Origin of the sequence: Conchiformibius steedae, from assembly GCF_014054725.1 — a bacterium.
Lineage (GTDB): Bacteria > Pseudomonadota > Gammaproteobacteria > Burkholderiales > Neisseriaceae > Conchiformibius > Conchiformibius steedae.
On the sequence record NZ_CP059563.1, the window covers coordinates 1,267,174 to 1,288,893 of the forward strand.

Here is a 21,720-nt window from a genome sequence, read left to right on the forward strand (position 1 = left end):
TTATTGCTAATCGGCAGGATTTTCAACACGGGGTAAACCCGACAAATCCACTCAACAATGTTAAAATATCGCTGCTTTAAATGATGTTTTGAGGAAATTATGGCACTTTTGCAAATCGCCGAACCCGGTATGGCGGCTGCACCGCACCAGCACCGTTTGGCTGTGGGCATTGATTTGGGAACAACCAACAGTTTGGTGGCAACGGTAAAAAGTGGTTCTGCCGTGTGTTTGGCGGATGCAGAGGGCGCAGTTTCACTGCCTTCGGTGGTGCGTTATGCTGAAAACGGCGAAACCGTGGTGGGCGCAGCGGCGTTGGCGATGCAAAAGCGCGACCCCGCCCACACCATTAGCTCTGCCAAACGCTTGATTGGGCGTAGTTTGGACGATATTGATACTGCCCATCTGCCTTACCGTTTCAGCCCGTCCGAGCAGATTATCGGCATTCACACCCGCCACGGCATCAAAACCCCGATTGAAGTGTCTGCTGCCATTTTAGACAGTTTGCGTGAACGTGCCGAAGCTGCGTTGGGCGGTAATTTGGTGGGTGCGGTGATTACTGTTCCCGCTTATTTTGATGACGCGCAACGCCAAGCCACCAAAGACGCGGCGCGTTTGGCGAGCATCAATGTTTTGCGCCTGCTTAACGAACCCACTGCCGCCGCCATCGCCTATGGTTTGGACAATGCGTCTGAAGGCACGTTTGTGGTGTACGATTTGGGCGGTGGCACGTTTGACGTATCGGTGCTGAAATTGTCCAAAGGCTTGTTTGAAGTCAAAGCCACCAACGGACATTCCGCATTGGGTGGCGACGATTTTGACCACCGTTTGTTCTGCCACCTGCTGGAATCCAAAAATCTTTCCCTAACCGATGACGGCGATGTGCAATTGCTGATGGGTTTGGCACGCCAAGCCAAAGAAACCTTGAGCGAAGCCGATGAAACCACCGTTCGCGCCGAATTGCACGACGGCACATTGTTGGAAGCCCGCATCAGCCGCAGCGAATTTCACGCGATGACCCAACATCTGGTTGCGAAAACCATTGAACCCGTTAAGCAGGCATTAAAAGATGCCGATGTGTCCAAAGCGGATATTAAAGGCGTGATTTTGGTGGGTGGAGCGACACGGATGTTACACGTCCGCCAAGCCGTTGCCACCTTTTTCGGGCAAACCCCGCTGACCAATCTCAATCCCGACCAAGTGGTTGCTTTGGGCGCAGCGATGCAGGCAGATGTGTTGGCAGGCAATAAGCGCGAAGACGAATGGTTGTTGTTGGACGTTACCCCGCTGTCGCTGGGATTGGAAACCTATGGCGGTTTGGCAGAGCGCATTATCCCGCGCAACAGCACCTTACCCACGGCGCGGGCGCAAGAATTTACCACATTTAAAGACGGACAAACCGCCATGACTGTGCATGTGGTGCAGGGCGAGCGCGAATTGGTGGCAGATTGCCGCAGTCTGGCGAAATTTACCTTGCGCGGTATTCCGCCGATGGTGGCGGGCGCGGCGCGGATTCGGATTACCTTTCAAGTAGATGCAGACGGTTTGTTGTCGGTATCGGCGCGTGAGCAAACCACGGGCGTACAGGCACAAATTGAAGTGAAACCGTCTTACGGACTGGACGATGCCGCGATTACGCAGATGCTGCAAGACAGCCTGTCGCACGCCAAAGACGATGCCGCTGCGCGCGCCCGTGCCGAAGCGCAGGTAGAAGCCGAAGGTTTGCTGGCAGCGGTGCACGGGGCTTTGGCTTTGGATGCGGATTTGTTGAACGAACAAGAGCTTGCTGAAGTCAACCGCCATTTGGATGCGCTGGAAAACGCCTTGCCTGAAGCCGCTGCCGATGTGTTGCGGGCGCAAACGCAGGTATTGGTACAGGCAACTGATACCTTCGCTGCCCGCCGTATGGACCGCAATATCCAACGCGCTTTGCAGGGCAAGGCGATTGGCGAGTTATAAAGTATTGATGAACTGTCAAAACAGGCAAACATTAAATAATTGGTGTTTGCCTGTTTATTTATTTTTGGAATCAAGCATTTTAACTGTCAGGTAGTGTATTTTTGATTTCTTTAAGCATTTTGTCTAAAAAACGTCCTTGCCGCAGCAGTTGCGCGGCGGCTTCGTATTGTTCCGCTGCAAATGCGCTATGCAGTTGTGCCAATAATTCATGGTAGGCAGCGGCGATTTCTGCCTGTAACGCTTGAATGGCTGCGCTGTCGTCTGCTTCGGCAAGCTGTTCGCGCCATGCCATTTGCTGCATTAAAAATTCGGGGGCAAAATGGGTGTGTTCGGGGGCATCGGCATCAATGTTCTGTTTTTGCAGTAGATAGGCGGCGCGTTCCAGCGGATGACGCAATACGCGGTAGGCTTCATTCACGGCGGCACTCATCATCACGGCTTGTTTTTGTTCAAAAGCGGAAGCGGCGGCGGCACGGTCGGGGTGGAATTGCGCTGCCAGTTCGCGGTAGCGGGTGTCTAATGCGGTTTCGTCTAAAGGGAATTGTTCGGGCAATCCGAACAGGGTAAAAGGGCAGGGCATGGTGTTTTCCGATATTTGAAAAAACGGTATCATAAAACGGATGTGCCATACTGACAACCAAAGGCGGAAATATATGAAATTATCTAAAAAAATTCAAATAGATATACGGAATTTTTTTCTAACGGGCAAGTTTGATTTTTTGGAATTGGGGCAAACGCAGGAATGGATTTTGGCGAATTTTCCAGACCCCGATTGGTATGATGAAAGTGCGTTTCGTTATCGGAAAAACGATATTTGGCGTTATGGCGATTGGGAATTTCACTTTGCAGATGGGCGTTTAAATATGATATACACCGATTGTTTTCAAAATAAAACAGATGGTTGTAAATTAAGTGGCGGGGTGGCTTTGGATTTGGATGCATGGATTTTGAATGATGCGGCAAATTTGACTTTGCAAAAAGTGATATATGAATTAAACCAAAACGATATTGATTTTGAAAAGTATCGTGGTGTAAGTGATTGGATTGTTTTGTATTTACCTGTAAGTCAAATAGAGCTGTGTTTTGGGGGTGAAAACCTGATTAATCCGAATGATTTTTCGTTGCTTTCCTTGTCGTGGCGTGAGCGTCCTTTTTTGGGTAAGCTGCGAACATACGGTAGGGGTAAAATACGTTAAAATGCCGTGATTCAGCCCGATTAACCGATTTTAAAGCGAGTACCCGCCATGTCTGATGAAAAACTGCTGCCGCACCGCCAAGCCATTGATGCGATTGACGGCGAAATTTTGCAATTGCTTAACCGCCGTGCCACTCACGCCCGTGCCATTGGCGAACTGAAAGGCACGGGAGTGGTGTACCGTCCCGAACGTGAGGCGCAGGTGTTGCGGCGGATTCAAGATTTAAACAGCGGACCTTTGCCCGATGAAGCGGTGGCGCGTTTATTCCGCGAGGTAATGAGCGAATGTTTGGCGGTGGAACGTCCGCTAACGATTGCTTATTTGGGTCCACAGGGAACGTTTACCCAGCAGGCAGCAGTCAAGCATTTTGGACATGCGGCGCACACAGTGGCGTGTGCCACAGTAGATGAAAGTCTGCGTTTGGTGGAAGCAAGGCAGGCAGATTATGCGGTTGCGCCTGTTGAGAATTCTACTGAAGGTTCGGTAGGGCGAACTTTGGATTTGCTGGTGTCCACGCCTTTGTATGCTTGTGGGGAAGTGGTGCTGCGGATTCATCATCATTTGTTGCGCCAAAGCACGGATTTGGACGGTTTGGAAGTGGTGTACGCGCACGCGCAGGCGTTGGCGCAGTGTCATCATTGGTTGGGGAAATATTTGCCCGATACGGTGCGCCGTGTGGCGGTGTCGAGCAATGCGGAAGCGGCGCGGTTGGCAGCACAGCAGCCATCAGCAGCGGCAATTGCGGGGCAAACGGCAGCGGAAATTTATGCTTTAAACAAATTGGCGGAAAATATTGAAGACGAACCCGATAACACTACCCGTTTTTTGGTGTTGGGTCAGCAGCAAACCGCCCCAAGCGGGCGCGATAAAACTTCGCTGGTGGTGAGTGCGCCCAATAAGGCGGGTACGCTGAACCGTTTGATTGAGCCGTTTACCCGTGCGGGGATTTCTATGACGAAATTTGAAAGCCGCCCCAGCCGCAACGGTTTGTGGGAATATTTGTTTTTTGTGGATATTGAAGGACATATTGACGATGCGGCGGTGCAGACTGCTTTAGACGGTTTGCGCGAACGGGCGGCGTTTGTGAAGGTATCGGGTTCGTATCCTGCGGCGGTGATTTAGGCTTTTAACAAGCACATCAAAAATCCATACGGGGGCGATAGGCGTGTTGTGATGCGTATTCGCGCTGTGTTGGCGTACAATATTGCCCGTACCGCTGTGTGCGGGCATCTTCTTTTGACTTTTTCCTATCCGATGTGTTCCGCCATGACCGACCACGATTCTTGTTTTCACTGCGGCTTGCCCGTGCCAGAGCAGCTTGATTTAAGCGTTACCTACCAATCGCAGCCGCGGCGGGTGTGTTGCGCGGGGTGTCAGGCGGTGGCGCAAAGTATTATTGATGCGGGTTTGGACAATTATTACCGTCACCGTACCGCACAGGCGCAACAAGTCGCTTTGCCGCCACCCGAATTGCTGGAACAGCTGAAACTATACGATTTGCCCGAAGTGCAACAGGGATTTGTCGCCACGCGCCCCGACCAATGCCGTGAAGCGGTGCTGATGTTCGGCGGCATGACTTGCGCTGCCTGTGCGTGGCTGATTGAGCAAAAACTGCTGCGTTTGTCGGGCATGGAAAAAGTGGAATTGAATTACGGCAGCGGACGCGCCCGCGTGGTGTGGAATGATGACGTACTGAAGTTGTCGCAAGTGATGCTGGCGGTGCGCGAAACAGGTTACAGCGCCGAGCCTTACGATGCCGAAAAACGCGACACCGCCGCGCAAAAACAGCGGCGCGGCATGCTGATTCGGATTGCGGTGGCGGGTTTGGCGTCCATGCAGACCATGATGTTGGCGTTGCCCACTTATTTAGATGAAAACATTGAAACTTCCTTTGTGCAGGTGTTGCATTGGGGCGCGTTTGTGATGGTGTTGCCCGCCATGTTTTACGCTGCCACGCCGTTTTACCAAGGCGCGTGGCGCGATTTGAAAAACCGCCGTTCGGGCATGGACACGCCTGTGGCATTGGCATTAACGCTGACTTTTGCAGCGGGGGTGTATGCGCTGTTCAGTCAGGCGGGGCAGGGCATGTATTTTGAAAGCCTTGCCATGTTTGTGTTTTTTTTGCTGGTGGGGCGTTTTATGGAACAAAGCACCCGCCACAAAGCAGGCGATGCCGCCGAGCGTTTGGTGCGCCTTGTGCCTGCGTTCTGCCACCGTTTGCCCGACTATCCGCACAGCCGCCGCAGTGAAGAAGCCGCTGTTGCTGCCCTGCAAAGTGGCGACATTCTGCTGATACGCGCAGGCGAAACTGTTCCCGTAGATGGCGAAGTGTTGGCGGGCGAAAGCGAAACCGATGAAGCCATGCTCACGGGCGAAAACCTGCCTGTTGCCAAACGCACGGGCGACAAAGTTACCGCAGGCACACTCAACACCGCCGCCGAACTGATTGTCCGCGCCGAACAAACGGGCGCGCACACCCGTTTGGCGCATATTGTGCGCCTGCTTGACCGCGCCTTATCGCAAAAACCGCGTTTGGCGGAAATGGCACAACGTTACGCTTCAGGGTTTACCTTGAGTTTGATTGTGATGGCGGTTCCCACTTTTTTGGGCTGGTGGTGGTATGCCGATGCAGGAACAGCGTTGTGGGTAACTGTATCGCTGCTGGTGATTACCTGCCCTTGCGCCTTGTCTTTGGCGACCCCTGCGGCGTTGGCGGCTTCCACCGCGCGTTTGGCAAAAAGCGGCGTTTTGCTTACACGCGGACACGTTTTGGAAACCTTGCCCGCCATCACCGATGTGGTGTTTGACAAAACAGGCACGCTCACTCGCGCCGCTTTCCGCATTACCGAAAGCCATTTTGCCGAATCCGCCAATGCCAACCTTGCCACCGCCGCCGCGCAAGCCTTGGAACAACATTCCGAACACCCCATTGCCCGCGCCTTTGCCCTGTTGCCCGCACCCGCTTGCACCGTAAACGTTAATGGCAGCGTACAAAACCGTGTCGGTTATGGCGTATCGGCGCGTTTGCAGATTCAGGGCGAAGAAAACCAATGGCATTTAGGGCGTGCCGATTTTGTCGCGCAAATCCCCTTGCCCGCCGCATGGCAGCAAGCTGATGAAAGCGGTACTGCCATATTTTTAAGCAAAGACGGGCAATGGCAGGCAATGTTCGTTCTGGAAGACCAAATCCGCAGCGATGCCGAAAGCGTATTGGCGCAACTGCACGCACAAGGTTTGCACACCCATTTATTGAGTGGCGACCGCAGAGCCGCTGTCGCCGCCGCTGCCGAACAAACAGGCATGGGCGCATTCCGCGCCGAAGCCACACCCGAAGATAAACTCGCTTATGTGCATGATTTGCAAGCGCAAGAAAAACGGGTGCTGATGTTGGGCGATGGCATTAACGATGCCCCCGTGTTGGCGGTGGCAGATGTTTCCGTGGCGGTGGCAGGCAGCGCCGATGTTGCCCGTGACGGTGCAGATGTGCTGTTGTTGCAAGACGATTTGTCGCTGCTGCCACAATTGCTGCATCAGGCGCAACGCACACAACGCATTATCCGTCAAAACCTGTGGTGGGCTACGGCGTATAACCTGCTGGTTGTGCCGTTGGCGGTGTGCGGTTGGGTCAAACCGTGGGGTGCAGCCTTGGGCATGAGTGCCAGCTCGCTGCTGGTGGTGTGGAACGCGCTGCGTTTGCGTAAAGGCGGAAAAAACACTTGAAAAATAAAACGCGCAAGATATTTAAATCTTGCGCGTTTTTTATTGTTAATCAGCCAATGATTACAAAGAGCGAATCCCTACCGCATAGCGTGCCTTATCCAATAATGCGCGTGCCTGTACACGCGCCTTGGCTGCGCCAGCTTGCAAAATATCTTCAATTTGCTGCGGATGGGCGAGCAAATGTTCGTATTTTTCGGTAAACGGGTCTAATTCTTCGCCGATTTTGGCAGAAAGCATTTTTTTGGCTTCTCCCCATGCCAAACCTTGTGCCAAAGCATCGGCAAACGCGGCGGTTTCTGCTGGTGTGGCAAAGGCTTGGTAAATGGCAAACAAGGGGCTTTCGTCCGTGCCTTTGGGTTCGCCCGGTTCTTTCATATTGGTCAGGATTTTATTGACAGCTTTTTGGCGTTGCTTGGGCGTTTGAAACAGGGCAATGGTGTTGCCATAGCTTTTGGACATTTTGCGCCCGTCCAAACCGACTAAAAGCTGTACGTTTTCATCGATTTCGGCTTGTGGCAGGACAAAGGTTTCGCCGTAATGGTGGTTAAAGCGTTGGGCGATATCCTGCGCCATTTCAATGTGTTGGATTTGGTCGCGCCCCACGGGTACGCTGTGGGCGTTAAACATGAGGATGTCGGCGGTCATCAGCACGGGATAGCTGTACAAACCCATATCCACTTGATAATCGGCATCGTTGCCTGCGGCAAGGTTGTTGTCTACGGCGGATTTGTAGGCGTGAGCGCGGTTCATCAGTCCTTTGGCGGTCATGCAGCTTAAAATCCAGTTTAATTCTAGGATTTCGGGGATGTCGGACTGGCGGTAAAACACGGTGCGCTCGGGGTCTAAACCGCAGGCAAGCCATGTGGCGGCGATGGCGCGGGTGGATTCGTGGATTTGTTGGGGGTCGCGGCATTTGATGATGCCGTGGTAGTCTGCCAGAAAGAAATAGGATTCGCTGTCGGGGCGGGTGGCGGCGGCGCGGATGGCGGGGCGGATGGCACCGACATAGTTGCCCAAGTGGGGCGTGCCGGTGGTGGTAATGCCTGTTAGGACGCGTTGTGCGGTCATAAATGGGTTTCCTTAAAGGGTTGGGCGGCTGTCTGAAAATAATCGGCATTTTCAGACAGCACAAACATCAATTAGCGCGGGCGCGGATTGCGGCGTTTGCCACCGCTTTGCTGTTGTGCCATCTGCTGATTGGCGGCTTGTTTGTTGGGGCGTTCGCTCAGGCGTTTTTCGGCTTCCTGTACGGAACACTGCATGGCTTGGCTGGCAATCAGCAGGGCATCTTTACGCGCTTGTCCGCCGCTGAAATACATGCGGCGCAAATCGGCGGGATGCAGTTTGCCGTTTTTTAAATCAATATTGAATTTGGCGGCGCTGGCGATGAGTTTTTTCTGTTTCCAATACATCGCGCCTGTGGCACCGCCCACCAGTGCGGCAACGGCACCGACACCGATAATCAGTGCCAGCCACCACGGGGCGTTGAGCAGGTAGGCAGTGAGGGCGATGGTGGCTGCCATGGCAATCCAAATCAGAATGGCGCGTTTTCTGTCCATAGGGGAACTCCTTGTAAAATCATAGGGTAGGGGAATGGGGGTGTAGCGTTTAGGCAGACAGCCCGATAATCAGCCGTTTGAACGATGCCCATGCGTCGCCTGCTTCCGCGCCTTTGATTTGACGGTCGGTGCGGGCGCATTCAATTAGGGCAGCGGTTAAACGGGCGGGGGTCAGACGGCGCAGGGCGGCTTCGGCGGCGCGGTCTTTGCCGTTCCACAGGCGCAATTCTTGGCGCAGGGCGGCGGCGGATTTGCCTTGTTTTTGTGCGGCACTCAAACGCAACAGGGTGCGGATGTCGTCTGCCAACGCCCACAGTGGCAACACGGGGTCGTTTTCGGCTGCCGACAGGTTGTCCAACAGCCGCATCAGTCGGGTGCTGTCGCCATACATCCACGCCGCCGCCAGTTGAAAGGCATCAAACCGCGCCACGTCTGCCACCGTATCGGCGGCTTCGGCTTCGGTTAGCAAATGCCCTTGCGGATACAGCAAAGCCAGCTTGTCGATTTCCTGTTTGGCAGCGAGCAGATTGCCTTCCACCCGTTGCGCGATTAGGGCAGCGGCTTCGCTTTCGGCGTTTAAGCCGTAACGTTGCAAGCGGGCGCGTATCCATGCGGGCAGTTGCGCGGGGGTAACGGCTTTGCATTCATAAGTTAAAGCGTGTTTGCTTAACACGGCAAACCATTTGCTTTGGCTTTGGGCGCGTTCCAGTTTGGGGAGGACGACCACCGTGGCAGTATTATCAGGCGGATGGGTCGCCCATTCTGCCAAGGCATCGCCGCCGTTTTTGCCGACTTTGCCACTGGGGACATGGATTTCTAACCATTTTTTTTCGGCAAACAAACCTGTGCTTTGCCGTTCTGCTGCCAAAGCCGACCAATCAAATGTTGTGCCTTCTGCCAACAAGCGTTTGCGTTCGTGAAAACCCTGCGCCGCTGCTGCTGCACGCAGCGCGTCCAAGGCTTCCAAACGCAATAATTCTTCTTCGCCGTGCAGCACATACACAGCTTGCAAAGGCGCGTGCAAGGCAGCGGTAAAACGGTCGGCGGCGGCGTGCGGCATCTTACTGCCCCGCTGCCAAACGGCGCACAATCTGCTCGGCGGCGTCCTGTTCCATTTCGCGCCAAATCAAGGCTTCTTCTTCCTGCTTACCCAATACCATCGCATCGGCATAAGGCAGGGTGCGTTCTACCCGCACTTGCGCGGGCAAGCCTGCGGGCGCGTGTTGGCGGCGCACTTGAAAACCCACGTTTAAACTTAAACGGTATTCGCTTAATTTGGCGGCGCGGGTAATGGTGTAAATGTCTTTCTGCCGTTCTACCGACACAATCTGCAATTGCTGCGGCGCATCACTTTGTACCGTTGCGCCTGCGCGTTTCAACGCCGTGTTTAAGGCTTCCTGCAAACTGCCCGCGTTTTCCAGCTGCCACAACGGTTGGGCAGACAAACTGCTCAAACGTCCTTTGGGTTGGAAACCACAGGCGTTTACAGTGAAAATCAGGCACAGCAGCAGGGGGCGTAACACGGGCATGGCGCAAAACCGACATAAATAAAGGCACGATTATAGCCGCATAATGGCGTTTTGGGGTGTTTCAAGGATTGTGCAGGTAATAAGCATAAAAAAACACCAGCATCAGATTGTGGGCAATCAGTAAGGCAATGCCGTCGCCCACGCCAATCAGGCGCAGCGGCGTGTATTTGAGATTGGTGAAATTGCCTAAAGTGGGGTGGTGCTTGCTTAAAAAGCTCAATTTGTGCGGCAAGGAAGCGGCGATATAGCCCGCCGCCAACACAAAAAACACCGTTTCCCACAGCAAAAAAGTTGGCAGGGGAAAACGGTGTGTGCGGGAAGGGGGTGGTACATCGGTGCGGACGGGCGGCGGATAGTCGTTGAATTCGGGCGCAAGTGTGTCCGTTTCGGCGTATGCTTCCTCCTGTGGAATGGATTGGTTCGGTTCGTCCAGCACGCTGATGGGGCGTATGTCTGACACAGGTGGCGACACGCTGGGCGAATGCTGCCGCTGCGCGGGAAACAACCAAGCAGCAGCCATCACACCAGCAAATACCAGCCAAATAGCAATTAAAATGGGAATAAAGTTTCGGTTGCCTGTCATGTTTTTCTACTCCTTTCTTTTGCGTGTTCAATTATTTGGCTAATCATGACACGTCTTAAAAAGAGTGAATATTCTAAACAGGCGCAGGCGGCTTAAACGGGGCTGGCGTGTCGTGTTTCGTACACCACGGGCAGGGGTTCGGGTGTGTGGTCGCCGATGGTTACGGCTGCCAGATACGCGGCGGCAGCGGCTTGCCAGTCGTCTTCGCTTTGGGCGTGAATCACGGCAAGCGGGGTGTGTGCATCGGCGTGTGCGCCCACAGGCAAAATATGGTCAAAACCGACGCTGTGGTTAATGGCATCGTCTGCCACGCGCCGTCCGCCACCCAACTGAATCACGGCAATACCGACAGCGCGGGTGTCCATGCCGCAAACCACGCCTGCACGCGGGGCAAACAGGGGTTTAACAATCGGGGCAGTTGGCAGCAGTTGTTCAAAGCGTTCGCAGAAATCCGCCGCGCCGCCTTGGGCGTAAACCATGCGGTTAAAACGTTCCGCCGCTTCACCGTTGTCCAACACGGTTTGCAGTTTGGCGCGAGCCTCTTCGCGGCTGTCGGCGAGTTTGCCGTTTATCAGCAGTTCGGCGCACAATGCCAGCGTGGCTTCGTGCAAACGCGGATTGCGGTAGTCGCCGCGCAGATAGCGCACCGCTTCGCGCACTTCCACGGCATTGCCCGCGCTGGATGCCAACACCTGATTCATATCGGTTAGCAGCGCAGTGGTGGGACAACCTGCACGGGTGGCGACGTTGGCGATGGATTGCGCCAGTTCCTGTGATTGTTCGTAGGTAGGCATAAACGCGCCGTTGCCGACTTTAACGTCCATTACCAAGCTGTCCAAGCCTTCAGCCAGTTTTTTAGACAAAATAGACGCGGTAATCAGGGTAATGGATTCTACTGTGGCGGTAACATCGCGGGTGGCGTAGATTTTGCGGTCGGCGGGGGCAAGGTTGGCGGTTTGCCCGATAATGGCGCAACCGTGTTCTTTTACGATGCGCTGCATATCGGCAACGGCGGGAAAGGGATTAAAACCTTTAATAGACTGCAATTTGTCCAGCGTTCCGCCCGTATGCCCCAGCCCGCGTCCCGAAATCATCGGCACATAACCGCCGCAAGCTGCCAACATAGGCGCGAGCATCAGCGACACCACATCGCCCACGCCGCCTGTTGAATGCTTATCCAGCACAGGACCGTTTAAATTCATCTGCTGCCAATTGAGGCTGTCGCCGCTGTCGCGCATGGCAAGGGTGAGCGCGGTGCGTTCGGGCATGGCAAGCGGATTGAGAAAAACCGCCATACAAAACGCAGCAATTTGCCCTTCGCTGACGCTGCCGTCTGTTACCCCTTGAATATAAAATTGGATTTCTTCGCTGCTTACAGGCTGACGGTCGCGGACTTTGCGGATAATTTCTTGCATTAACAATGCCATAGGGTAAATCCTTGTTTTGAAATTCAGTAGGTTAAATCATTATTTTTTATTGTGAAAACGCCGAATCTGCCGCCACGCCGACCACACGGTAGAAGCCCCGCCCAGCAGCAGCAGCAACATCACCGGCACCACCAGCAGTTTTGGGAAAAACCACAACAGCAGTCCCGCGCCCAACAGCATCGCCCCCAAGCTCAAATACGCATAGGCTTCGCGCTCGTCCACGATTTTCGCGCCGTAAAAATTGCCTTCAAAAGCATGTCCAAAACGCAAAAGCTGTCGCGCCACCGCCTGCGCCTGTGTACGGCTGCGGATTTTCAAGCGCAATAAACCTTGTTTGCGCCGTTCCACCGCCACCGCGTTTTCCGCATCGTTTAACACAATTTCCGTGGCATTGTCCAAATCGCGCAAAAACTGCACTTCCAATTGTTCCGCCAAATCCGTGTCTTCCAACACCACGTCTAATTCGCGGTTAAAATGCCAGCTGGCAAAATTCAGATTGGTAGAACCAATACGCGCCCAACGCCCGTCTGCCACCGCACTTTTGGCGTGAATCATCGTGCCATTCCATTCAAACACGCGCACACCCGCTTGCAGCAACTCGCGGTAACGGGTGCGCGATACGCGGGCAATCCAAGCAATATCAGATGTTTGCGGGACGAGAATCCGCACATCTACGCCCGCTGCTGCCGCGTTAATCAAAGCCTGCGTATACAGGCGCGTGGGCATAAAATAAGCATCGGTCAGCCACAAACGGCGTTCTGCCAAGGCAATGGCGTTTAAATCCACACGTAACATATTGTTATCATTGGGCGTGGTTGCCACAATACCAATGCGGGCGTGTGCTTGGCTGCTACCTGTTTGGGCGCGAATATTATCAGGCAAGGTTTTGCCTTGCGCCGACAAAGTATCGGCAAACGCGGCAATCAAATCCGCAATAGCCGCTTCGCCGCGCAACATCACGCCCGTATCACGCCACGGCGCAATCTTTTTCGCGGGATTGCCTTCCCATGCAGACGACAGGCACAATCCGCTAACAAAAGCAGTATGTCCATCAATAATAATGGATTTTCGGTGGTTACGCGAAATCAGCCCAATGCCCCACGCAAAACCGAAAGGATTGTATGCCACCACTTGTGCGCCCGCCATATGCAAAGGACGGAAAAAGTTTTTCATAGCAGGAACAATGCTGCCTACCCAGTCATACACCAAGCACACCTGCACACCCGCGCGGGCTTTTTCGACCAACAAATCGCGGATTTTTCTGCCAAATGCGTCATCGGCAAAAATATACATTTCAATCAGGATAAAACGCTCGGCAGCCGCCAAAGCCGCCAACCATGCAGAAAAATTCTCGCTGCTGTCGTGCAAAATGCGTAATTCGCAACCGTCGCGCACATCACACGCACCCGCACGCGCTTGCAAACGTTCAAATAAATCGCTATTTAAATTCATTTTTTATCCACTATAATGTGGCACACACCACAATCCCGCCCAATCCCGCGCTGGGCGACAGATGGAAAATCTGCCACTCTTCGCCGCTGTGCAGATAATACGACAACACGGGAAATTCGGCAGCAATGCGCGGCGGTAAGGTTTCTACGCTGTATTCGTCAATACCAAACAAGACATTATGGGCAAAAAAGCCGTTAAACATAAAATCGGCTACGCAGCTGAATTCGTGTTCGGGCAGGTTTTCAAAGCTGAGTACCAGTTTTTCTTCGTCAGGCAGGTGGCGCACCGCCAATAAGCGGGCATTTTGGTGGGTTCGTGTCATAAAATACTGTCGTTATTGGTAAAATGAAAGCTGCCTGAAAAGACTTCCAGACAGCCTGTGTTTCAAACAAAACTTAAATCCGCAGCATCCGTTCGCCGCGTCCGATGCCTGCCGCGCCCGTACGCACGGTTTCCAAAATCAGACCATTGGGCAGGATTTCCAAAAAGCTGTCCAGTTTTTCGGCTGTGCCTGTAATTTCAACGGTATAGGTTTTATCGCTGACATCTACCACCTGTCCGCGGTAAATATCGGTCAGGCGCAGGACTTCATCGCGGTCTTTGCCTACGGCGCGTACTTTAACCAGCATCAGTTCGCGCTCAACAAAACGGCTTTCGTTCAAGTCCACTACTTTCACCACTTCAATCAATTTATTCAATTGCTTGGTGATTTGTTCCAACACGGCATCGTCGCCGTGGGTCACAATGGTCATGCGCGATAAAGTAGGGTCTTCGGTAGCGGCAACCGCTAAAGAATCAATATTATAATCGCGGGCAGAAAACAGTCCCACCACACGGCTCATGGCACCCGAACGGTTTTCCATCAGAATGGATAAAATATGTCGCATTATGGCACGCTCCTTGTGTCGTAATCGCGGTCGTTTACGTCGTTTACATCCGAATCGGCTTTACGCTCGCGCATATGTGGCGGCAACACCATTTCGTCCAAACCTTTGCCGTTGCCTACCATGGGGTAAACGTTTTGTTTGCGGTCGGTAATAAAATCCATAAACACAAAACGGTCTTTCATGGCAAGGGCTTCGCGCAATGCGCCTTCCACATCGGCGGGATTGCTGATGCGCATGCCAACATGACCGTACGCCTCGGCAAGTTTGACAAAATCAGGCAGCGAATCAAAATAGGTTTCGGATTCGCGGTTGCTGTAATACAGCTCTTGCCATTGGCGCACCATGCCCAAATAACCGTTATTCAAACAGATGATTTTAATGGGGATTTTGTATTGCAAACAGGTTGCCATTTCCTGAATATTCATCTGAATCGAGCCTTCGCCCGTGATGCAGCACACGTCTTTAGAGGGGTCGGCAAGATACGCGCCCATGGCATAGGGCAAACCCACGCCCATCGTACCCAAACCGCCTGAATTGAGCCATTGGCGCGGGCGCACAAAGGGATAATATTGGGCGGCAAACATTTGGTGCTGCCCCACGTCTGAAGTGATAATGGCTTGATTTTCTGTGCTATTGGCGAGCGTTTGAATCACTTGCTGCGGTAAAATCACATCGTTTTGCGGTTCAAACCACAGGCATTGACGGCTGCGCCAGCTTTCAATTTTTTGCCACCATTTTTCCAATGCGGTGGCATTAAACATCAATTCCTGTTTTTTCCACAATTTCAGCATTTCTGCCAACACGTTTTTCACATCACCCACAATGGGAACATTAACTTTAACGCGCTTGGCAATGCTGGACGGGTCAATATCAATGTGAATGATTTTTTTCGGGCTTTCGGCAAATTTGGACGGTACGGATACCACGCGGTCGTCAAAACGCGCACCCACGGCAACAATCACATCGGCGTTTTGCATCGCTAAATTGGCTTCGTAAGTGCCGTGCATTCCGGGCATACCCAGCCATTGACGGTCGTCAGACGGATACGCGCCCAAGCCCATCAGCGTACCGGTGCAGGGCAAGCCCAAAGTGCGGACAAAATCCATCAATTCGCCCGAAGCATTGCCCAACACCACGCCGCCGCCGAAATACACCAAGGGGCGTTTGGCAGCTGCGAGCATTTGCACGGCTTTTTTAATCTGCCCAACGTGTCCTTGGGTAACAGGTTGATAAGAACGGATAAAAACGTCTTCTTGCGGATAGCTGAATTTAGCAGTGGCTTGGGTAACGTCTTTGGCAATATCCACCACTACAGGACCAGGGCGACCGCTGCGGGCAATTTGGAAGGCTTTTTTGATGGTTACTGCCAAATCGTTAATATCGGTTACCAAAAAATTGTGCTTCACGCAGGGGCGGGAAATCCCCACCATATCAATCTCTTGGAAAGCATCGGTGCCAATCATGGGCGAGCCGACCTGTCCTGAAATTACCACCAGTGGAATGGAATCGGTGTAGGCGGTGGCAATGCCGGTAATGGCGTTGGTTGCACCCGGTCCTGATGTAACCAATGCCACACCCACCTGTCCGCTCACCCGCGCATAGGCATCGGCGGCGTGGACGGCAGCTTGTTCGTGGCGCACCAAAATGTGTTCAAATTTATTGAGTTGAAACAGGGCATCGTAGATTTCGAGAACGGCCCCGCCGGGGTAGCCGAAAACATATTCTACATTTTCGGCTTTCAGACTTTGCACGATGATTTGTGCACCGGAAATTTGCATGACAACCTCTTGTTTGGGCGTGCAAACCTAGGGTGGGCGACGCTTTGCCGTTGCACCGGTAAGTGCTGCCGGAACGCACGGCGGTTTGGGGTACGCGAAACGTTCGGGCGGGGGCGTGGCAAACGCACAGCGGTAGGGTTCGGACGCTGGGTTCTGTTAAGTTTCAACACATAAAAGGGAACTTTTATATGTTGTCCTAATGGAAACAGGGCAACGCCCCGTCCAAATCAATCTTATGTTTCAAACCACAAGGCATTTTGATAAGAAGTGTAAAAGATAACCCAATCTGTGTAAACGTGCAAGCGCTTTTTCAGAAAATACGGGGAAGGCACCTACCTTCCCCGTTTGACTTTAAATGGGTGCTTTGAGCATAACGTGAGTTCGGGATAAGAATCACATTAGTACAGCTGAAATCATTACCATTTGGATTTATTTCCATCATCTACGGATGCGGGATGCGCGATTTTAAAACTTATTATCTGTGGCAAATCAAAACCATGTTGCGTAGTGAATTTCCTGACATGCCAAGCTAGAACCGTTTTGTAAAACTGGCTCAACGTGTTTTGCCTGCCATGTTGGTCTTTTAAAAGATTCAAATAGGACACCGTACAGACGTAGGTATATTTGATTCCACCACGTTGGCAGTAAGCCATAACCGCCATATTTATTCACGTAAGGTGTTTAAAGAACTTGAAAAACTTGGTAAAATCAGTACATGTTAGTTTAGCAGTTTCAAAACTGCATGCAGTATTCAATCGTTTGGGGGAATTGATTACATTCCGTTTGACTGCGGGCAATGCCGATAACCGTCCAGCATTAAAGCAAAAAGCGCCGAAGCATACAATAGCCGTTACCATTTGGAAACGGGTTTTTTTGTTAAATCTGATTTCGGTTTTGGCGGAGTACTGCCTGTTTCCATATAACCAATGATGTTAGGGAAAAATTCTTTGTTACCCAATCAGTAAATAAGGGCTTATCCCGAACTCACGTTAAATAGATTTTGTCTCAATATATTTTCAGCTTCTAAAATATTCATCCCCCACATATCTGCCCATATTGCAATGGCAATATGGGCATTCCAAGGGAGTAAAGTTTGTGCTTTAAAACTCCCAAAAGGTCCATCGGTTTCAATCAATATTTTTTCTATTGGCATGAGTTGGACCAACGCATAACCCTGTTTACTACTTAACATTGCAGGTCCTACAGAAAAATAGCAACCCATTTCACTCGCTCGTTTTATCTGTTGTTTTGTGCCTGAAAACCAATGAAGGATTGGCAAGTTATCATTTACTTGACTTAATTCATCTAGTACAGCATTTGCACTCATTCTAGAATGTATGCTCAATATTTTTCCACCAGATTTTGCTGAACTTCTTAAAATATGGCGAAAAACCTTTAATTGGTTTCTCCAATGTGTTTTAAACTCTTTTCCGCCATCCAAACCAATTTCACCCACATAGCGCGTTTGGTTTAATAATGCATCAAACAATTCCAACTCCTGCCAACGTTCGTGAGCCAGTTGGGGATGCAGTCCCAAGGCAGTACGAATACGAGGACAATCTTTTGCTAATAAACTTGTTCTGTACCATGCTTTTGGTGTGGTTGTAACAGACAATACATACAGATTTTCATCCTTACATCGTTTTGCAACGTATTGTGGATTGGTATATAAATCCAAATGGCAATGCATATCCATCATAATATTTGATTCTCTATTAAAAGTTGTTCCACTTCATCTAATCCATTCATAAAAACATTTGCAAACTGATTTAATTGTTGAGTGGGTAGTGAGCCACTTTGTAAAACCCATTGATTGATATTGCGATGATTTTTCTGACGAAGAGCATTCATTAAAGCAAATAAATCATCCCTTCTATCCTGATGTGTTAAGATTTGCCGAATGTCATTAAATTCATATTGGGCATCATTGGTAATACCAGCATAATGCAGTGACGCTCTACGAATCAGACAGGGAACACAAACCCCACATTGTTGATTTTTACGTTTCCAATGACTACATGAAACAGTATTAGGGATAATTTGCTGTAATAATGGTAAATTTGCACATTCTGCTATCATTTGTCCTTTAGTTTTAAATTGATAAGGATTTCTTAACGCAAAAGGAATATTGACTGAGGTAAATAGTTTTTGTAATTCTTGGATAAAATACGGGTGTGTGGTGCGGGTACTCAAAGTGCCTATTCTGCGTGCTGTTAAAGGTGCATTGATTGAAATAACCCCATTCTCAGGTATAAAAATATCAATCTCTTCTTGCACAACCTCCTGTAATGCATAAGCTGATACAACTGCAAATGCCAAAAAATTTAAACTTCTGGTTCTCATTGTGATTTCAGTTGCTCCACCATTGTTTAAATGTGGTTGTGCAATTGCATTAAATTGAGAAAATTGATTAATATAACAATTTTGGTTAAGTTGCTGAATAATGGCTTGCTGACGTAATTTATCACCTTTATAAGAATGGCTAACCAATACGGGGGAATAACCCTGTTCTAATAAATCAATTGCCCCAATCGCTGAATCTAAACCACCTGAAAATAAACAAACACAGTCTTTATTTCTTAAATCTACCAATTTGGTTCTGCCACTTAATTTATAGGGCTGTGGCGGTAATTGTCCGCCTGCCTGAAAATTAAATTGCCAAATATCACCACTTAAAAAGTGTAAAATCTGTTCTAAATGAACTTTGTTTGCTTGCCAAATATCTGGCTGGCACAATGGTAAAGTGATAGAAAAGGAACGACACCAGCCATTTGCAGTATCTTTTCGCAAAACAAAAGTATCTGCTGCTGTAACTGCCATAGCAATAGTTAGAAAATCCATTACTTGATTATTGAGTTCAATACCTAATCTTCTTACTCTATCCAAAACCATATTACCAATATGAGCAATTTGTAGACTTTTATCCCCCATACCATAAAGACGAATAGGCAAAACACCACTAGGCAAATTTTTTAATTGCTCAAAGTCATGATGAAAAACCAATTGAGTCATCAATAATCCTCCCATTCTTCCCAAATTTCCGAAATAGCTTGGTTTTGAATTTCTTGCATTTGTTCGGTCGTTAACTGACAAACATCATCCGTAAATTTAGGGGCAAGCGTAATATCCACCACCTCGCGAATGAGTTGCCTTAAAGCATTTTCCGCTTCGGCAATTTGCACAGGATTATCACCTTTCTTCCAAGCTTTGCCAGCGTCGTGTGCAATTTGCAGAAAAATACTTTCAGTTAAATAACAAACCATCATTTTACCAATAACGTCAGCAGTAATACTGTTTTCATCAAAAGTTGTCATTCCCTCCAATGCTTCTGATAAAGCAATATTTATTGCAGAACGAATTTTATCTGAATCGCCGTGATGTCCAGCGAAAAGTTCGCTAATTTGGTTGATGACTTCATCGCAAGGCTGACCATTTAAACTATTTAAATTAACCGAATATTGTTGCTGTTGATTGCCTGAAAAAATACCAAATAAACCCGCACCTGCTTGGGTAATTTTCCCTAGTCTTTGTACAGAAGTATGCTTACCACCGCTGGCTTTTCGAGCATAATGACCAAGTGCTTTACGCACATCCTCACGCCCACCTCCTCCAACAGCTCTGCCGATTGCTTGACGGAAGCCTTTTAATCGTTGCGGTTCTGGTGTTTGTGGTAATGCTTGGTCGTCATCAACCCAAGGGGGCAATAAAGGGGAATGACCATTTGGTCCTACGCTAGATTGTGAAGTACCCATTGCTTACTCCTGATACCAAGTTGTGTTTTTTAATCTTGTATTAAACCACGGATAATTAACACCTTTATTTTTTAATTCAATAATAAAGCGAGTTAAAATTTTTGCACCATCTTCTGAATTTTCAGCCAACAAACAAGCTCCCGTAAAACCATCTGGTTTTTTATCCCAATTATCAACTTTTCTTAATTGCTCAACTAAGGTCTCCATAACAGAGATTTGCTCGTCCATTGTTAATTGTTGAATGGCATTTTGGGTATTTTGTGAACCTGTTCTTGATGTAATTTTAAGTAAGATACTTAAAGCGTCTTGAGCTTTTTGAGAAAGTTGAGCGGTATAAGCATTTAACGGTATAGTTTCTCTGGATAAATAAATCGCTGCTCGCAAATCAACATCAGATAATTTTGGCTCTAACTTTGCCCATTCTTTGATAAATGTTTGAATGAATTTATTTTCAGAGAGATCTGATAAATTTTGCTCATTGTTATTTTCCAGATCTTTTAATAATTCAGAGTTACCCTCTTTTTCATTGATACTCTGATAAAATTTTGTTACCACATCAGAATCCACGCATCGTTCAAAAATTACCAATTTGGTAATAATCGCTTCCTCTAACGGTATTTGACGCTTGTTTGCGATTTTGGCACGCATTTTAATAGTATTTAAAATACGTTTTACAATTCTAGGATTACCGTGAATATTAGGTGAATTTGCTAATAAAGGCGCTATTCTGTTCGCTCGTTCAAAATCTGCTAATAGAGCTTGATTATTTTGTTCTTCAATAGTTTGGATCACTTCTTCTGGACTTAAGGATTGACTTTTCCAAGAGTGTTGCAAATGAATTTCTAAAAATTGACGTAAGATTGATAATTTTTCGGTTGGCACTTTTTGATGAATGGCATACAGCATATATAAATACGCACGAATTTCAAGAACGCCCGCTTTAGGTACACGAATAGGAATCTGAATGAGCTTGTCCAAATAATCAATTTGATGACGATATGATAAATCTTTATAATGTTCGGCAACTGAATGGCGAATCATTTCTTCGTCAGCTGCGATAATAAAAGCTGTATGATTTAAGAATAAGAATAAACGAATGGCTTCTAATGTTTGAATAGCATTAGCAGGTAGACAACGGTCAAGGTTATCAATCACAATAACCAACTTTTTACCTAAGTCTTGTAATATCTCACCATATTCTTTTCTAAACTCTTCAATTTGTTGTGGTGGAGTTTGCCTTTCCTTGTGCTTGATAAGATTTTTTCCTGAATCAACAATGTTTTTTCCTGTTTCTACAACTTGTTTACTTTCTGTTTCATCTTGAATACCATCCAAAGCATTTTGCGCTGTTCCAAATATTTTAGAAACCAAACCAAAAGTAGGAAAACCTGCTACTAAAGCAGCTCCCTCTGCAAGCAAACCTGTCAAACGCAGACCATCAATTCTGGCTAATAAATTTTTGGATTTTTGCAAGATGGTTTCGTTATCTTTGGCAGCCTGAATCAAATGGCTTGCAATAGTTTCTAAAAGTGCCGCTCTGGCATCATCAAATCCCTGATAAAGCCAAGCATCAAATTTAATTACAATCCACTCATCAGGTTTGATTTGTTGCTCAATCAAATTTAACAGGGAGGATTTGCCCACGCCCCAGTTACCAAAAACACCTATTGAAACTGGTAGCATAGCTTCCGTTTCCAATATTTCAGTAATAATTTGGGATACTTCACCAAAATTGAGATAATCTTCTTTAGATTCAGTATCTGACCACATTAAATTACTCTCACTCATAAAATACAAGCCTTATATTATAAGGCACTTTCAACAAACATTTGAAATGTTTTTATGATGATAAAGTTGTAGGAAGTTAGACTTTTATTCCCA

General features: G+C 49.0%; 20 protein-coding genes. 5 read left to right on the forward strand and 15 right to left on the reverse strand.

What is annotated here, in order from left to right; genetic code table 11:
* Window positions 1–99: 99 nt before the first annotated feature.
* Window positions 100–1,956, forward strand: a complete 1,857-nt coding sequence (hscA, locus tag H3L98_RS06785; protein WP_027021337.1) for a Fe-S protein assembly chaperone HscA — start codon at window positions 100–102, stop codon at window positions 1,954–1,956.
* Between the two features lie 79 nt (window positions 1,957–2,035).
* On the opposite strand, the gene hscB is transcribed toward hscA, so the two are convergent.
* Window positions 2,036–2,536 carry a Fe-S protein assembly co-chaperone HscB gene (gene hscB, locus H3L98_RS06790; protein ID WP_027021338.1) on the reverse strand — a complete coding sequence of 167 codons (501 nt, stop codon included), beginning with the start codon at window positions 2,534–2,536 and terminating at the stop codon, window positions 2,036–2,038.
* A gap of 73 nt (window positions 2,537–2,609) precedes the next feature.
* Here hscB and H3L98_RS06795 point away from each other — a divergent pair, with 73 nt between their 5' ends.
* From H3L98_RS06795 to H3L98_RS06805, 3 genes are all read left to right on the forward strand, one after another.
* Window positions 2,610–3,152 (forward strand): hypothetical protein, encoded by a 543-nt coding sequence (locus tag H3L98_RS06795; RefSeq protein WP_156932204.1) that lies wholly within the window; start codon window positions 2,610–2,612, stop codon window positions 3,150–3,152.
* Between the two features lie 48 nt (window positions 3,153–3,200).
* A complete protein-coding gene (pheA, locus tag H3L98_RS06800) occupies window positions 3,201–4,274 on the forward strand; it encodes a prephenate dehydratase (protein WP_027021339.1) in 1,074 nt (357 codons plus the stop codon).
* Window positions 4,275–4,406: 132 nt separating this feature from the next.
* Window positions 4,407–6,872, forward strand: a complete 2,466-nt coding sequence (locus H3L98_RS06805; RefSeq protein ID WP_027021340.1) for a heavy metal translocating P-type ATPase — start codon at window positions 4,407–4,409, stop codon at window positions 6,870–6,872.
* Between the two features lie 60 nt (window positions 6,873–6,932).
* On the opposite strand, the gene trpS is transcribed toward H3L98_RS06805, so the two are convergent.
* From trpS to ilvB, 10 genes are all read right to left on the reverse strand, one after another.
* Complete coding sequence (gene trpS, locus H3L98_RS06810) at window positions 6,933–7,940, reverse strand: tryptophan--tRNA ligase (RefSeq protein ID WP_027021341.1); 1,008 nt, start codon at window positions 7,938–7,940, stop codon at window positions 6,933–6,935.
* 71 nt (window positions 7,941–8,011) lie between these two features.
* A complete protein-coding gene (locus H3L98_RS06815; protein WP_027021342.1) occupies window positions 8,012–8,431 on the reverse strand; it encodes a hypothetical protein in 420 nt (139 codons plus the stop codon).
* A 49-nt stretch (window positions 8,432–8,480) separates the two neighbouring features.
* On the reverse strand, window positions 8,481–9,491 hold the full coding sequence (holA, locus tag H3L98_RS06820) for a DNA polymerase III subunit delta (protein ID WP_027021343.1): 1,011 nt from the start codon (window positions 9,489–9,491) through the stop codon (window positions 8,481–8,483).
* A gap of 1 nt (window position 9,492) precedes the next feature.
* Window positions 9,493–9,960 carry an LPS-assembly lipoprotein LptE gene (locus tag H3L98_RS06825; RefSeq protein ID WP_034333011.1) on the reverse strand — a complete coding sequence of 156 codons (468 nt, stop codon included), beginning with the start codon at window positions 9,958–9,960 and terminating at the stop codon, window positions 9,493–9,495.
* 61 nt (window positions 9,961–10,021) lie between these two features.
* Window positions 10,022–10,543, reverse strand: a complete 522-nt coding sequence (locus tag H3L98_RS06830) for a hypothetical protein (protein ID WP_027021345.1) — start codon at window positions 10,541–10,543, stop codon at window positions 10,022–10,024.
* A gap of 92 nt (window positions 10,544–10,635) precedes the next feature.
* Window positions 10,636–11,970: a thymidine phosphorylase gene (gene deoA, locus H3L98_RS06835; RefSeq protein WP_027021346.1), complete on the reverse strand. Its 1,335-nt coding sequence runs from the start codon at window positions 11,968–11,970 to the stop codon at window positions 10,636–10,638.
* A 39-nt stretch (window positions 11,971–12,009) separates the two neighbouring features.
* On the reverse strand, window positions 12,010–13,422 hold the full coding sequence (locus H3L98_RS06840; RefSeq protein WP_027021347.1) for a phospholipase D-like domain-containing protein: 1,413 nt from the start codon (window positions 13,420–13,422) through the stop codon (window positions 12,010–12,012).
* A gap of 10 nt (window positions 13,423–13,432) precedes the next feature.
* Window positions 13,433–13,744 carry a hypothetical protein gene (locus H3L98_RS06845; RefSeq protein WP_027021348.1) on the reverse strand — a complete coding sequence of 104 codons (312 nt, stop codon included), beginning with the start codon at window positions 13,742–13,744 and terminating at the stop codon, window positions 13,433–13,435.
* A 73-nt stretch (window positions 13,745–13,817) separates the two neighbouring features.
* On the reverse strand, window positions 13,818–14,309 hold the full coding sequence (ilvN, locus tag H3L98_RS06850; RefSeq protein WP_027021349.1) for an acetolactate synthase small subunit: 492 nt from the start codon (window positions 14,307–14,309) through the stop codon (window positions 13,818–13,820).
* The gene (gene ilvB / locus H3L98_RS06855) at window positions 14,309–16,087 is read right to left on the reverse strand and encodes a biosynthetic-type acetolactate synthase large subunit (protein WP_027021350.1); all 1,779 of its coding nucleotides are present in this window, start codon (window positions 16,085–16,087) and stop codon (window positions 14,309–14,311) included. Before ilvB ends, ilvN begins: the two co-directional genes overlap by 1 nt.
* 690 nt (window positions 16,088–16,777) lie before the next feature.
* Between ilvB and H3L98_RS10820 the strand changes: the two genes are divergently transcribed.
* Window positions 16,778–17,017: a hypothetical protein gene (locus H3L98_RS10820; protein ID WP_211247090.1), complete on the forward strand. Its 240-nt coding sequence runs from the start codon at window positions 16,778–16,780 to the stop codon at window positions 17,015–17,017.
* Window positions 17,018–17,060: 43 nt separating this feature from the next.
* Here H3L98_RS10820 and qatD read toward each other — a convergent pair whose 3' ends face one another.
* Genes qatD through H3L98_RS06880 form a run of 4 tightly spaced genes read right to left on the reverse strand, consistent with a single transcriptional unit; the run spans window position 17,061 to window position 21,627 of the window.
* Entirely contained in the window at window positions 17,061–17,786 is a 726-nt protein-coding gene (gene qatD / locus H3L98_RS06865; protein ID WP_027021352.1) for a Qat anti-phage system TatD family nuclease QatD, read from the reverse strand.
* Window positions 17,783–19,099, reverse strand: coding sequence for a Qat anti-phage system QueC-like protein QatC (gene qatC, locus H3L98_RS06870; RefSeq protein WP_034333013.1), 1,317 nt, complete (start codon window positions 19,097–19,099; stop codon window positions 17,783–17,785). Before qatC ends, qatD begins: the two co-directional genes overlap by 4 nt.
* The gene (locus H3L98_RS06875) at window positions 19,099–19,839 is read right to left on the reverse strand and encodes a hypothetical protein (protein WP_027021354.1); all 741 of its coding nucleotides are present in this window, start codon (window positions 19,837–19,839) and stop codon (window positions 19,099–19,101) included. Before H3L98_RS06875 ends, qatC begins: the two co-directional genes overlap by 1 nt.
* 3 nt (window positions 19,840–19,842) lie before the next feature.
* Window positions 19,843–21,627 (reverse strand): KAP family P-loop NTPase fold protein, encoded by a 1,785-nt coding sequence (locus H3L98_RS06880; RefSeq protein WP_246327796.1) that lies wholly within the window; start codon window positions 21,625–21,627, stop codon window positions 19,843–19,845.
* Window positions 21,628–21,720: the final 93 nt, after the last annotated feature.